Below are 14,746 nucleotides of genomic sequence, written 5' to 3'. Positions count from 1 at the left end.
ATTTTAACATTCATTTTTCCAAAACATATATAATTAAATAATGAATAACAAATTCATCCCAATAATTTCAGTGTTTATGACGATCTCACTGATTGTCTTTGTGACGCTCCAATTTTATTGGTTGAAAGGCTATTACGGTGTACTGGAACAGGATTTTTCAAATAAAGTGTATGCAGTTTTGGAAAGTACTTCAAAAAGTATTGAAGAGATTGAAGCCGACAAATACCTGAATCAGGATTATAAGGATTTCAGAAAAAATATTCTTGCGAACAGCAAACAGCCTTCTTTAACGACTATTCAACAGGTTGAAGATTCCGGTACTCAGAGACAGATTATTTACTCCAAAAATATTATTGAAAAAACACAGCTTCCGATTTCTCAAAAAGGAGATTCTATCAAGCTGACAACATTATATACAGACGAGGCAGCCTATAAAATAAAAAGAGATACCACCAATCGTGAACTTCTTACCACAGATATCAATCAGGAGATTGAAACCGGAGATTACTCCATGAAAGAATTTGTGAAAGTATATGGCAATAATCTCCCTATCACCAAAAGAGTGGATCCGAAAACGCTTGATTCCGTGATCGCTAAAGAACTTAAAATAAGAGGAATATCTGCCAAATTCGGATATGGAGTTCTTGACCGCAACAACAAGCTTACAAGCATTGTGAATAAAGCTTACAAAGAGAAAAAAGACAGTAACATTTACAGCTTTCCACTTTTTGCAGATAAAAAAAATACCCTGTACAGCCTCGCATTGGTTTTCCCTAAAAAAGAATACTCACTGGCGATGAATAACTGGCCAATGCTTTTAGGAACTTTTCTTTCCCTTCTTACTATTCTTGGAATTTATATTATTTCCATCAATTATATGATGAGGCAGAAAAAGCTTGCTGAAGTAAAAACAGACTTCATCAATAACATGTCTCATGAGTTCAAAACACCACTGGCAACCATTTCTGTAGCAACGGATTCTTTGGCAAATGACAAAATTGCCACCAATCCGGATAAGGTAAAATATTACTCGGAACTGATCAAGCAGGAGAATTTGAGAATGAAAAAGCAGGTGGAAAACGTGCTTAATATGTCCAAACTTGAAAGAAATGAAGTAGAACTGTTTTTAAAAGAAACCAATGTAAGGGAATTGATCAAAAGGACTACAGAATCTTTCAATCTGATTGTACAGCAAAGAAACGGTTCGCTTACCCAGAAATTCAACGCCACACATTATAATTTTAAAATAGACGAATTCCACATTTCAAACATGCTGGTCAACTTGCTGGATAATGCCAATAAATATTCTCCTGAAGCACCGGAAATACATGTGGAAACAAGAAATGAAGGACACTGGTATATCATTGAAATTTCCGATAAGGGAATGGGAATGGATACTCAGAATAAAACCAAAATTTTCGAAAAATTCTTCAGGGAAGAAACCGGAAATATTCACAACGTAAAAGGACAAGGATTAGGTCTTTCCTATGTGAAGAAAATTGTAGAACTACACAAAGGACAGATTATCGTTGACTCTCATAAAGGAAATGGAAGTACGTTTACGATAAAACTGCCAATGGGATAAAATACAAATGATGAATGATCAGTTATAGATGATAAAAAACTTACTTCACATCAACTATCAATGATCATTTATCAATTATAAAAAGTTTAACCAAATATCAAAATATAGAAGATAGAGTGAGGAAGTTCATTCTTAATTGTTAATTATTAATTATTAAAAGTTATGAGCAACAGAATATTATTAGTAGAGGACGATCAGAGTTTCGGGGCAGTACTTAAAGATTATTTGACGATCAATAATTTTGAAGTAACACTTGCCACTGATGGGGAGCAGGGACTTAAAGAATTTACAGAAAATGAATTCGACATCTGCATATTTGACGTAATGATGCCTAAAAAAGACGGGTTTTCATTGGCTGAAGATGTAAAAAAGATTGATAAAAATACACCGATCATATTTCTTACGGCAAGAAATATGAGAGAAGATATTTTGAAAGGATACCAGTTGGGAGCGGATGATTATATTACAAAACCTTTTGATACTGAACTTCTTTTATACAAAATAAAAGCAATTCTTCAGAGAAGTTCTACATTGGAAAATGAGGAGCAGGAGCAGTTTAAAATCAGTAATATTTTCTTTGACTCTATGCTGAGACAGTTGAAAGTAGGTGATAAAGAATACAAACTTTCTCCTAAAGAAAATGAATTATTGAAACTTCTGTGTATCCACAGAAACGATTTCATGCCTAGAGATCTTGCTTTAAGAAAGATCTGGAAAAAAGAAAATTACTTTACAGCAAGAAGTATGGACGTATATATTGCAAAACTTCGTAAGCTCTTAAAAGACGACGAAGGATTGGAAATCATCAACGTTCACGGAGAAGGGTTTAGACTTTTGGTAAAAAATTAATCCAAAAATCAAATTATAAGTATAGAATTAGCAAAACAATTGAAAATGTTTTGCTAATTTTGTTTCATACCCATGGATATGAAGAATACATTTATAGGTTTGATCGCCGTATCACTATTAGCTGCATCTTGCAAAAAGGATGAAAAAGCAACTTATTTAAAAGAAGAAGCCAATGCCGGACAGCCCAGCGTTGCCCTTAATACACCCTCAAAAACATCACTAATGGATCAGGCAGGCATCCAATCCAGCCCCAATCCTGCTCCTATGGCTACAGCACCGGGAATGAATCCTCCACACGGACAACCTGGCCACCGATGCGACATTCCGGTAGGACAACCGCTGAACAGCAAACATGCTGCAGCTCCTACTTCACAAAATATAAATACAAACGGAAATAATATTGTTCAGATTGATCCTAATGCAGTATCCCCGGGAAAAATTACTCTTGATAATAACGGAAAACTGGCAAAAACAGCTCCGGGGATGAACCCTCCACACGGACAGCCTGGTCACCGATGTGATATTCCGGTAGGACAGCCATTAAACAGCAAACCTGCACCAGCTCCTCAACCAGCCCAAAATGTAGTACAGACAACTCCTGCTCCAGCACCGGCAACACAGAATCTGGCGATGGGAGAAAAACCCAAGCTAAACCCTGCACACGGAGAACCTTGGCACAGCTGTTCTCTAAAAGTTGGTGATCCTTTGCCATAAATTTCTTATTTTTGCAGATATGAAGCTGTTTCACCTACTTGCAATTGTATTTTGCCTGGGAGTTTTTTTAATTCCCAAGGACAATTTCTATGCGCAGGCAATGCAGGAAACATGCTGTAAAGCAGAATCTTCTAAAAAAACTGACTGCTGCAAAAACCATTCTTCAAAAAAAGACAGCAAACATGACAAAACAAAATCATGTAATGATGACTGCTGCTCATCATGTGTTGCCTGCTATACTTTTATTGAAACTCCTTTCTCAAAAAATCTACGTCTGGAACTGTCTTATTACAAAGCGAATAAGAATGCTCAGTTCCGATATTCAGATCCTTATCTTTCAGACCGTTTAAAGGAAATCTGGCAGCCACCTAAGATAGGTTAATTAAAACACCATGGGTTCATTATAGTCTATAATGAACTGATTTTTAATTAATTTAAACTTTTAAACAAAATGAAATTACCAATTTCCAGGTTGATACTTGGTGCATTATTCCTATTTACACAATTTATATCTGCTCAGACACTTTCAAAAAATCAGTTCAAGGTAAAAGGGAACTGCGAAATGTGCAAAACAAGAATTGAAGGTGCTGCCAAAAAAGCAGGGGCAAAAACAGCTGTCTATTGTGTTGATCTTCAAACCTTAACTTTAGAAACAGACAAGGTATCTGCAGATGATATTCTTCAAAAAGTGGCTGAAGCAGGCCATGATAATGAAAAATTCAAAGCTTCAGATGCAGTTTACAATAGCCTTCCGGGATGTTGTCTGTATAACAGAGATCTACAGTCATCCCCGGCGGAAACCCATCACGAACATCATGCAAATACCAATGCTTCTGATAAAAAAGAAAATGAATTCTATGTTAGGGGAAACTGTGCTTCCTGTAAGGCAAGAATTGAAGAGGCTTCAAAAGGTGCAGGTGCAGATACCGCAGAATGGAATGCAGAAAAGCAAACTGTTACTTTAAATTTTGACCCGTCAAAAACTTCAGCAGATAAGATCTTAAAAGCGATTGCCGATGCTGGTCATGATAATGAAAAATATAAAACTTCGGATGCAACATACAACGCCCTTCCGGGATGCTGCCTGTATGACAGAGATTTTACTTTTGGTGAAGCCAATCCAAAGACACATTACGAAGAAGAAACAAAACCAGGAGATCATAAAGACCACGAGACTTCACCAGCTAAAGAAGACCATTCCCAACATGAAAAAAACATTGATGGTGTAGTGGTAACAGGTTCTAAAGCAGCAACTTCTTTAAGCAAGAAAGAAGCTGGTCTTGTTTTTAATATTGATAAAAAAGAACTTTTAAAGGCAGCTTGTTGTAATCTGTCAGAAAGTTTTGAAACCAATGCAACAGTTGATGTTTCTTTCAGCAACGCTGTAACCGGAACAAAACAGCTGAAAATGCTCGGTCTGGATCAGAAATATACAAGCTTAACAAAAGAACAATTGCCCGAAATCAGAGGTTTGGCTTCTGCGTATGGATTAAATTTCATTCCGGGAAGATGGATCGAAAGTATCCAGCTTACTAAGGGAGGAAGTACTGTAACGAATGGTTACGAAAGCATCACAGGCCAGATTAATACCGAACTTTTGAAGAATGCAAAAACTCCGGAAACTTCACTGAACCTTTTTTCTGACTTCAATGGAAGAGCGGAAGTGAATATTACCAATGTTTCTTCTATCAACGATAAATGGTCACAAACTTTCCTTCTTCACGGAAACGGAACTTTCGGGAATACGGATATGAATGATGACGGTTTTCTGGACAGGCCGAAAGGAACCCAGATCAATGCTGCCTATTTGTTGAATTATAATGATCTTGAAAAATCAGGATTCGGATCTCACTTCGGAATTAATTTTATCAGAGATGAAAGAACGGCAGGGCAAATTGGTTTTGATAAAAAACTGGCTCAGGACAAACAGCCTTTTTATGGAGTAGGAATTGATATTTCAAGGTTCCAGATTTGGAATAAGACCGGATATGTTTTTAAAGGAAAACCATACCAAAGCATCGGATGGATGAACCAGTATGTGTATCACCAGCAGGATAGTTTCTTCGGACTGAGAAATTATGCGGGACAGCAGCACACGTATTATTCCAATTTAATCTTTGAAAGCATTATCGGGAATACCAATCATAAGTACAAAGCTGGAGCAAGTTTCTTATATGACGGTTATAAGGAAACCTATTTATTGAATGACCTGAAAAGAAATGAAATTGTACCGGGAATCTTTGCTGAGTATACTTTAACAGGTTTAAAATATACTTTAGTAGCAGGAACCAGAGTGGATTTCCATAATCTTGCAGGAACTCAGTTTACCCCAAGGCTAAACTTCAAGTATGATTTCACGCCTCAGACTATTTTAAGATTGTCAGCAGGAAGAGGATTCAGAACAGCGAATGTATTTGCAGAAAGCCAGCAGTATTTTGCATCAAACAGAGCCATTAACATTTTATCCAACGGAGGAAATATTTATGGCTTAAAACCTGAAATCGCATGGAATTACGGTGCAAGTTTACAGCAGGAATTCAAATTATTCGGAAGAAAATCGAGTATTATTGCTGATTTCTTCAGAACAGATTTCCAGGATCAGGTATTGGTAGATCTTGACAAATCTCCTCAGCAGCTGACATTCTACAATCTGGAAGGAAAATCGTTTGCAAACTCATTCCAGACTCAGTGGGATTTCACTCCTTTCAAAAACTTTGATGTAAGACTTGCTTATAAGTATTATGATGTACAGGCAGATTATATTGGCGGAAGAAGAGAAGTACCTTTCATGGCAAAGCACAGAGGATTTGTGAATCTAGCCTATTCTACCAATAAAAATAACAATGGAGGATTCTGGAGTTTTGATACGACATTAAACTGGGTGGGAAAACAGAGACTTCCTGATACTTCAGGTAATCCGGCAGAATTTCAGTTGCCAGCGTATTCGGAATCTTATGCGGTTCTTAATGCTCAGATTTCAAGAAACTTCAATAAAAAGATCAGAGCTTACGTAGGTGGAGAAAACCTGACTTCTTATTATCAGAAAAATGCGATTGTTGATTTTAAAAATCCTTTCGGGAATTATTTTGATGGAGGAATGGTGTATGCCCCGATCATGAAGGCGAACTTCTATGTGGGACTGGATGTGACGTTTTAAATCCCTGAACAGAAGAAACAAAGCCTCTTATAGGCTTATGCAACCAATAAAGTTCACATCAGATCTTTTAAATAGTAGAAAACAGTATCAGATTGATACTGTTTTTTCATTTTTATTAAAAAAAATCATCATCAAATCAAAAAAATACTATATTTACACTTTCTTATATGTATGAACATACCTAATCAGGATTTTACAATTGATCATAACAGCAAACTCCCTCTGCATGTACAGGTAGAGGATCTTTTCCGTAAACTTATCCAAATGGAGGTTTATAAAAAAGGGGCTTTATTACCTAAAGAAGTTGATCTTGCCAATCTGTGGGGAGTTTCCAGGAACACCATCCGTCAGGCGACTAACAAGCTTGAGAATGAAGGTTTGATCCTTCGTAAAAAAGGGATCGGAACCCGTGTTGCTGAAAAGAAAAGTCTGGTAACTGGTCTGGATCATTGGTACAGCTTTACCAGGGAAATGCAGGCAAAAGGAATCCATGTCATCAATCAGTTGCTGAAAACAACGATGGTGCAGCCCAATGAAGAGATATGCAATTTCTTTCTTTGTGCGCCGGATAAAAAAATATTTAAACTTTCAAAGTTAAAGGGAGAAAGCTCAGGAGATCCGATTGTTTATTTTGAAAGCTACTTCCACCCAAGAATCGGGGTTGATAAAAATGATGACTTCAATATGCCGTTATACAGTATGCTGCAGGAAAATCATGGAGTAACCGTACATCGTTCCCGCGAAAATATAAGTGCCTGCCAGGCTGGTTCTGTAATAGGAAAAAAACTGAAAGTATCTGCTTCTTTTCCTGTTTTGAAACGTGAACGTTTTGTGTACGATATCAATGGTAAACCTGTAGAATATAATGTAGGGTATTACCGTTCGGATAAATTTACGTATACCATAGATATTAACAAATCTCCGGGAAGTTAATTCTTTTTTTAACAATCAATATGTTCAAACATTCTAACATATAATTATAAAAACTAAGCTTATGTATAACAGGTATTTTCTTTTGCTTGTATCTTTCCTGATAAGCAATATTGCAACTGGTCAGAAAAAAGTGCCCTATTTTGGCAATGTAGAGGTCATTAACGGATATAACCGTGAAATAACAGGTGAAAACATTGATTATTTCTCTGCTTTTCCAGATCATGCTACCCGTGCACTTCTTACCCGTACCACAGATGGCGCCAAAACGATAGAATGGGAAACGGCCCCTGTACCGCAAAAGAATACCGGTCCTTATATATATTTTAACTGGTTGGTATCACATTCATCGGGAACCAGCGGAGGAATCCGAAATTTTGATCTGTACATCAATGATCAGAAAGCATTAACCCTCAACACCTACCCTGCCAATCAACGTCCGGATTGGATATCAAAGGCTGCTGACAGTACTGCTTTTGTATTTCACCAAACTAAAGTGGATGGTCTGAAAGATTCTTATGGAATTGCCTACTTACGCGTTCCGGTCAGTAAAATAACTCCGGGAAAACCACTCCGTTTAAAACTGGTTGGTCAGGCTCAGAACAGCCGGGACTGGTTTATGACCTATAAATTTACTTTTGAAGAAAAAATAGACGCTGCTTCCACTCCTTTTATCCTGAAAGACGGAAAGCGGCTGATCACTCTTACCACTTTACATTTTGGTCCGGATCAAAAGATAACGGCAACGATCAACGGTAAAGACATCCATTCCTTCACCATGCCGGATGGAATCAAAACGTTTGATATCCCAGTTACCCTGTCATCGGAAGGAGGTTCAGTACAATTGTTAGTAACCTCAGGAAAAAAGGAACTTTTCCGGAAAAATATTGAAGCCGGAAAAGTTGTTCCGCGCACGCTCTATTTTATTCATCATTCTCATACTGATGTGGGATATTCTCATCTGCAGGCCGAGGTAGAAAAAATTCATACCCAAAATATCTACGATGCCATCAGAATGGTTGAAGAAACCAAAAACCTTCCGGAAGAAGCCCGTTTCAAATGGAATGTTGAAGCGCTTTGGGATGTGGAAAATTTCATGAAAAATGCGACTGCAGAAGATAAAAAATCATTTGTAAAAGCTGTAAAGGAAGGTGGAATCGGTCTTTCTGCCATGTACGGAAATATTTTAACAGGGCTAAGCCAGCCGGAAGAACTTTTCCACTACACAGAATATGCTCAAAAACTTGAAAAGGAATTTGGCTTAAAGATCAACAGTGCAATGATGTCTGATGTACCTGGATTTGCCTGGGCATTAGTTCCTGCTTTAACATCATCCGGAGTAAAATATTTTTCCAGCGGACCTAATTATTTAGGAAAAACGAATCCTTATCTGGGAGATCGCGTAGGAAATTTTGTGAAAAACTGGGGTGATAAACCTGTATGGTGGCAGTCTCCTTCCGGAAAAGAAAAAATACTATTCTGGACGGCGGGAAGAGGATATTCTTCATGGCACGGAGTACATCCGGGAGCTGTATTTGAGACCGGACAGAAAAAAATTGCTGAGTATCTGAATGATCTTACTCAAAATAACTATCCGTATGATATGGTACAGTGGCGCTATAATATTGTAGCAGACAATGGCCCGATAGATCCTTCGGTTTCCAGATTTGTAGATGAATGGAATAAAAAATATACTTCGCCTAAGATCATCTTAAGCACGAATGAAAAGATGTTTGAAGTATTTGAAAAGAAATATGGTGATCAGATCCCTGTAGTAAAAGGTGACATCAGTCCTTATTGGGAAGATGGTGCAATGTCCACTGCAAAAGAAGAAGGTATCAACCGGAACAGCAGCCTGAAACTGCAGCAGCTTACTACACTTTATGCTATGCTGAACCCTGCTCAATATAATCATCAGAGTTTTTATGAAGCCTGGAGAAATGTGATTCTGTTCCATGAGCATACATGGGGAGCTTTCAACAGTATTACGGCTCCTGATATTCCGTTCGTGGCAGATCAGTGGAAAGTGAAAAGACAGTTTTCTCTTGATGGAAATTCTCTTTCTGAAAAATTGGAAAAAGAACTGTTGCAGCCTCTCACTGATTTTTCTTCTAAAACAATTGCCGTTTTCAACACCTCATCATGGGCAAGAAGCGGTATGGTCACAATTCCGGAAATAGCTTGGGGAAATGCTGTTCAGGATATTGTAGGAAATAAAATACCTCTTCAGAAATTGCAGAACGGAACAATGGTATTTTTTGCTAAAGATATTCCTGCATTAGGATCTGCTATCTATACTGTCATTAAAAATAAGGTGATAACTCCAAATTCTTTTACCGTTACAGATACCGGAGTCTCCAATGGAAAAGTGTCTTTGACATGGGATCCTAAAACAGGCAGTATTACCCGCTTTGCAGATAACAATTCAACAAATTATGCAGGAAGCTTCAATGATCAGGGATTAAACAGTTATTGGTACGTACCGGGATCTGACCCGAAAGAAGCAGTATCAAATGCCAACGTAATGGTAAAAGTATTGGAAAATGGTCCTGTGATCGCTAAAGTTTCAATTACATCAGAAGCTCCCGGAGCTAAAAAATTAGAAAGAATCATTACGCTGACAGCCGGAAGTGACGAAGTAGCGCTGGAAAATATTATAGATAAAAACCCTGTCCGTACAAAAGAATCTGTACATTTTGGCTTTCCTTTCAATGCAGATTTTAAAAATATTACAATAGATGCTGGTTATGGAACAATGAAATATCTTAAAGATCAGCTTCCCGGCTCGAATATGGATTACTGGTACAGCCGCCGATGGGTAGATGCCTCTTCCGGACAAAAGGGAATGCAGTGGATGATGCTGGAAACACCATTGATTGAGGCAGCAGAAATGATTGATGAAAGAATGACAATTGACAATAGCCACAAAAAATGGAAAGATCAGGGAACCCTGGGAACGACAAACTGGTTCAGCTATGCGATGAATAACTACTGGCATACCAACTATAAAGCAGATCAGGAAGGCCCTGTGCATTATCGCTATACACTACGTCCTCATGCTGCTTTCGACGCTGTAGAAAATGAAAAGTCCGCCACTGCTTTTACACAGCCTCTTATTGCCATTCCTGTCAAAGAAAAAACACCTGCCGGAAAAAGTCTTTTCCGTATGAATAATGATAATATTGTTGTAACAAGTGTTACCCCGCAGGAAGATAAGAGTTTCCTTATCAGACTTTACAACCCTTCTGAAAATGAGCAAACAACTGCTTTTGTATGGGAACAACTGAAACCTTCAAAGATTATTGAGCTTAAAAGCGGGAAAGTATTATCTCCTGACGAAAAAATTAGTTTATCCGGAATGGATGTAATAGAAATCAGAATAGTTCTTTAGTTTTTGATTTTAAATCAAAGATTATATTATTTAAAACATTTAAACCAAAAGCAGATGTCAAAGCCAGTAATTGCTATAGACATGGGTGGTACCAGAATTAAAACAGGAATCATACAAGATGATACAATCCTATATTCTGCATCCATTGATGCTCATTCCGGTAAAGGTCTCCGGCACAGACTTCCTTTCATACAGGAAACAGTGGAAAACATGTTACATCAACTTGGACTTTCCACCGCAGATATTGCAGGACTGGGGATAGCTTCTCCGGGGATTGTAGACAGTGTTCAGAAAAAAATTCTTTCTATTGATAAAAAATTCGGAGATGCTCCTGATATCGATCTGAAAGAATGGTGTTCAAAGACATTTGATCTGCCTTTTGCTATAGAAAATGATGCCCGTTCTGCATTACTGGGAGAATGGAAATATGGAAATGCCAAAAATTATGAGAATATTGTTTTAATGACATTAGGAACAGGTGTTGGAAGCGCTGCCGTCATGGAGGGGCAATTGCTTAAGGGTAAGCATTTCACAGCCGGCATATTGGGTGGGCATTCTGTAATTAATTATAAAGGAGATTCATGCAACTGTGGAAATAAAGGCTGTGTAGAAACTGAAGCTTCTACATGGAATCTTCCGGCAATGGCAAGATCAGATAAAGATTTTACCAAAAGTAAGCTGTCTGCATCTCCCGTTATTGATTACGAACTTGTTTTCAGACTCGCTGAAGAAGGTGACACTATGGCTTTGCATCTACGAGACCAAAGTTTACAGGCATGGTCAGCAGCTGCCATTAACCTCATCCATTCCTATGATCCGGAAGTCCTTGTACTGACGGGCGGAATTATGGCCAGCAGTTCACAGATTATTCCTTATATCAAACAATATATAGATACTCACGCCTGGACTCCCTGGGGAAATGTAAATATCGAAGAAGGCGCATTTCCCGGTACTGCAGCTTTGCTGGGGATCGCACATCTTGTCAATCATTAATAAAAATCAGAATGAAATCAAATTTCAATAAGTTTCCTGTCATTAAAATACAAAACCATACCTGCATAACAGGCTGGGAAGGTATTTTCAGAGAAATTAAAAAAAATACCCATAAAATAATTGCCATTGAATGCTATCCCGGTGTTTTTCTCAAAGAGATCATCAGCTCAGTGCAGGAATTCTTAAACCCCGGATTGATCATTGATACTTCAGAAGCAATGAAACCTGAAAAAGATATTGCGGCAATGGTACAGGAATATGTTACAGATGATCCTGTATTCGGTTATATGGCTCCGTTAGAACTTGAAGATTATTTTGATGCTTCAAAAGTATTGGAAATTCAACAAAAGATTGATGATAACAAGGGCTTTACAGTAGTTATAGGCCCAGGAGCAACTTTGATTACCAGCCAGCCTGATCTTATCATTTATGCTGATATGCCGAGATGGGAGATACAGATGCGCTTCCGAAACAATACGGCCTGTAATCTGGGCAGAACTAATTATACGGATGCTTTTTCTTACCAGTACAAACATGCCTATTTTGTAGACTGGCGCGTCTGTGACCGTTATAAAAAAAGAATTCTGAGAATCTGTCATTTTGTTTTGGATACCACCATTCCTCATCAGCCTAAAATGATCAGTACTGATGCGCTGTTTGAAGCTCTTCAGCAGACCGTGAAACAGCCTTTCAGAGTGGTTCCTTTCTTTGATCCGGGGCCATGGGGCGGACAATGGCTGAAAGAAGTCTGTGATCTGGACAGAAACGCACCCAATTATGCATGGGGCTTCGATTGTGTACCGGAAGAAAACAGTTTGTTATTAGAATTTGGAGATCAGGTTGTGGAAATTCCATCGATCAATCTTGTATTTTTCCAGCCGGATGCTTTACTTGGAAAAGAAGTCTATGAAGGATTTGGGGATGAATTTCCAATCCGTTTTGATTTTCTGGATACCATGGAAGGTGGAAATTTAAGCTTACAGGTACATCCATTGAAAGAATACATCAAAGAAAAGTTCGGAATGTCTTATACCCAGGACGAAAGCTATTATATGTTGGATGCCGGAGACAATGCTTTTGTATATCTTGGCCTGAAAGAAAATGTAAATCCCGATCTTATGATGAAAGCGCTTACTGCGGTTCAAAATGATCATCTCATTTTTGATGCTGAGGAATATGTACAAAAATGGCCCGTCCGCAAACATGATCATGTATCAATACCAGCAGGAACCATACATTGCTCAGGGGCTAATTCTGTAGTGTTGGAAATAAGTGCAACTCCTTATATTTTTACATTTAAACTCTGGGATTGGGGAAGAATGGGACTGGATGGTAAGCCAAGACCGATTTCCCTTGACCATGGCAAAAACGTAATCCAATGGGATCGTACTGCTTCATGGACTCAGGATCATATTCTTAACCTCACAGAACTGATTGCTGAAGGAGAAGGATGGCGGGAAGAACGTACCGGACTGGATGCATGGTCATTTATTGAAACCCGGAGACATTGGTTTACCCAAAAAGTTCATCATCACACAGAAGGTGTTGTAAATGTTCTGAATCTTGTGGAAGGCCGTGAAGCAATTATTGAGAGTCCGGATAACAGTTTTGAGCCTTATATTATTCATTATGCCGAAACCTTTATTGTTCCGGCTCATGTAGGAGCTTATACCATTACTCCTCATGGTGAAAGTACAGGTAAGGAATGTGCTACGATAAAAGCCGGTGTCCGTACGGAAATGATTGCAGGTAAAGTTTTAAAATAAACGGTATGTCAACAAACACCTCTTCAAATATTATTTATAAATCGACTCTGGTGGCTTCTGTGGGTGGTTTATTGTTCGGCTATGATACTGCTGTGATCTCAGGAGCCATTGGTTTTATGAAGATTTATTACCAGCTTTCTGATGTGATGACTGGCTGGGTAGCTTCCTGTGCTTTGCTGGGCTGTATCATCGGGGCCATGTATTCCGGAAAACTCAGTGATCAGGTGGGAAGGAAAAGAGTATTAATGCTTTCTGCCATTTTATTCATCATTTCTTCTGTAGGTACAGCATTAGCTCCTAACCTCTGGATTTTTGTTATATTCCGGATTATTGGTGGCATGGGAATCGGGATTGCTTCAATGCTCTCTCCGATGTATATTTCAGAAATGGCGCCAGCAGCAATTCGGGGGCGATTGATATCCATCTTTCAGCTGGGAATTGTGACAGGTATTCTTGTTATTTATTTTGTGAATGCTTATATCGCAGGTATTCATGGTGAGAGCTGGAATGTTTCTACAGGATGGCGCTGGATGTTCGGATCAGGAGTTATTCCTTCAATAATCTTTATTCTGCTACTACTTACTGTACCTGAAAGCCCTCGCTGGCTGGCAAAGCAAAAACGAAACGATGAAGCATTAGCTATTCTTACACAGATCAATGGAACCCATGTGGCTCAAAAGGAACTGGAATCTATCAGTGAATCCCTGAAAGACAAAACTCCTTTTTCTTTTTCCGAGATAAAAGAACCCCAATTAAAACGGGCTCTTATTATTGGAATTTTACTCGCTGTATTTTCACAGATTACGGGAATCAATGCGATTATGTATTATGCTCCTGAAATTTTCAAATCAACTGGTGTAGGATCAGATTCTGCTTTTATACAGACTATTCTGGTGGGGGTTATTAACCTGATCTTTACTTTTGTTGCTATAAAATATGTAGATCTCTGGGGCCGGAAAAAACTTCTTCTGTTGGGAATTTCCGGGATGGCTATCTGCCTGTTTATTGTAGGTTTTGCCTTTTATACCCAACAGCAGGGATATCTGGTACTCATCGCAATTCTGGGTTATATTGCCTGCTTTGCTATGTCATTGGGGCCTTTGACATTTGTTGTTATTGCTGAGATTTTCCCTACAAAAGCCCGTGCTACGGCAATGTCTGTGGCTACTTTCTTTCTTTGGCTGGCGGTATTTCTGGTATCTCAAACCTTTCCCGTCCTTATAGGATCTATCGGGAATGCTTATACATTCTGGATTTATATGCTTGTCGCTGTGATTACTTTTCTCTTTATCTGGAAAATGGTTCCGGAAACCAAAGGAAAAACACTGGAAGAGATAGAAAAAACCTGGAAAAATTAAGTA

The 14,746-nt window shown here is 38.4% G+C and carries 10 protein-coding genes; all 10 read left to right on the top strand.

All coding sequences use genetic code 11. The features are described 5' to 3' along the window. Nucleotides 1–40: 40 nt before the first annotated feature. The 10 genes from DYR29_RS16610 to DYR29_RS16565 all read left to right on the top strand — a co-directional run bounded on the left by DYR29_RS16610 (nucleotide 41) and on the right by DYR29_RS16565 (nucleotide 14,743). Nucleotides 41–1,585 (top strand): sensor histidine kinase, encoded by a 1,545-nt coding sequence (locus tag DYR29_RS16610; RefSeq protein ID WP_213277745.1) that lies wholly within the window; start codon nucleotides 41–43, stop codon nucleotides 1,583–1,585. Between the two features lie 162 nt (nucleotides 1,586–1,747). Next, nucleotides 1,748–2,434 (top strand): response regulator transcription factor, encoded by a 687-nt coding sequence (locus DYR29_RS16605; RefSeq protein WP_002982671.1) that lies wholly within the window; start codon nucleotides 1,748–1,750, stop codon nucleotides 2,432–2,434. 72 nt (nucleotides 2,435–2,506) lie between these two features. Further along, complete coding sequence (locus tag DYR29_RS16600) at nucleotides 2,507–3,148, top strand: hypothetical protein (protein ID WP_213277744.1); 642 nt, start codon at nucleotides 2,507–2,509, stop codon at nucleotides 3,146–3,148. A 19-nt stretch (nucleotides 3,149–3,167) separates the two neighbouring features. Beyond that, nucleotides 3,168–3,530, top strand: a complete 363-nt coding sequence (locus DYR29_RS16595; RefSeq protein ID WP_052186342.1) for a hypothetical protein — start codon at nucleotides 3,168–3,170, stop codon at nucleotides 3,528–3,530. Nucleotides 3,531–3,599: 69 nt separating this feature from the next. Further along, a complete protein-coding gene (locus DYR29_RS16590; protein ID WP_213277743.1) occupies nucleotides 3,600–6,305 on the top strand; it encodes a TonB-dependent receptor domain-containing protein in 2,706 nt (901 codons plus the stop codon). 171 nt (nucleotides 6,306–6,476) lie between these two features. Then, the gene (locus DYR29_RS16585) at nucleotides 6,477–7,238 is read left to right on the top strand and encodes a GntR family transcriptional regulator (protein ID WP_213277742.1); all 762 of its coding nucleotides are present in this window, start codon (nucleotides 6,477–6,479) and stop codon (nucleotides 7,236–7,238) included. Between the two features lie 61 nt (nucleotides 7,239–7,299). Further along, on the top strand, nucleotides 7,300–10,626 hold the full coding sequence (locus DYR29_RS16580) for a glycoside hydrolase family 38 C-terminal domain-containing protein (protein WP_213277741.1): 3,327 nt from the start codon (nucleotides 7,300–7,302) through the stop codon (nucleotides 10,624–10,626). Nucleotides 10,627–10,680: 54 nt separating this feature from the next. Further along, nucleotides 10,681–11,619 (top strand): ROK family protein, encoded by a 939-nt coding sequence (locus DYR29_RS16575; RefSeq protein ID WP_213277740.1) that lies wholly within the window; start codon nucleotides 10,681–10,683, stop codon nucleotides 11,617–11,619. 11 nt (nucleotides 11,620–11,630) lie between these two features. Next, nucleotides 11,631–13,385 carry a class I mannose-6-phosphate isomerase gene (locus tag DYR29_RS16570; protein WP_213277739.1) on the top strand — a complete coding sequence of 585 codons (1,755 nt, stop codon included), beginning with the start codon at nucleotides 11,631–11,633 and terminating at the stop codon, nucleotides 13,383–13,385. A 5-nt stretch (nucleotides 13,386–13,390) separates the two neighbouring features. Beyond that, nucleotides 13,391–14,743: a sugar porter family MFS transporter gene (locus tag DYR29_RS16565; RefSeq protein ID WP_213277738.1), complete on the top strand. Its 1,353-nt coding sequence runs from the start codon at nucleotides 13,391–13,393 to the stop codon at nucleotides 14,741–14,743. Nucleotides 14,744–14,746 lie beyond the last annotated feature (3 nt).

Origin of the sequence: Chryseobacterium indologenes (genome assembly GCF_018362995.1) — a bacterium.
Taxonomy (GTDB): Bacteria; Bacteroidota; Bacteroidia; order Flavobacteriales; family Weeksellaceae; genus Chryseobacterium; species Chryseobacterium indologenes_G.
This window is presented reverse-complemented; position numbering and strand designations above follow the sequence as displayed.

Coding starts and splice junctions, on each gene's coding strand:
- DYR29_RS16610 (WP_213277745.1), top strand. CDS start 41: ATGAATAACAAATTCATCCCAATAATTTCAGTGTTTATGACGATCTCA.
- DYR29_RS16605 (WP_002982671.1), top strand. CDS start 1,748: ATGAGCAACAGAATATTATTAGTAGAGGACGATCAGAGTTTCGGGGCA.
- DYR29_RS16600 (WP_213277744.1), top strand. CDS start 2,507: ATGGATATGAAGAATACATTTATAGGTTTGATCGCCGTATCACTATTA.
- DYR29_RS16595 (WP_052186342.1), top strand. CDS start 3,168: ATGAAGCTGTTTCACCTACTTGCAATTGTATTTTGCCTGGGAGTTTTT.
- DYR29_RS16590 (WP_213277743.1), top strand. CDS start 3,600: ATGAAATTACCAATTTCCAGGTTGATACTTGGTGCATTATTCCTATTT.
- DYR29_RS16585 (WP_213277742.1), top strand. CDS start 6,477: ATGAACATACCTAATCAGGATTTTACAATTGATCATAACAGCAAACTC.
- DYR29_RS16580 (WP_213277741.1), top strand. CDS start 7,300: ATGTATAACAGGTATTTTCTTTTGCTTGTATCTTTCCTGATAAGCAAT.
- DYR29_RS16575 (WP_213277740.1), top strand. CDS start 10,681: ATGTCAAAGCCAGTAATTGCTATAGACATGGGTGGTACCAGAATTAAA.
- DYR29_RS16570 (WP_213277739.1), top strand. CDS start 11,631: ATGAAATCAAATTTCAATAAGTTTCCTGTCATTAAAATACAAAACCAT.
- DYR29_RS16565 (WP_213277738.1), top strand. CDS start 13,391: ATGTCAACAAACACCTCTTCAAATATTATTTATAAATCGACTCTGGTG.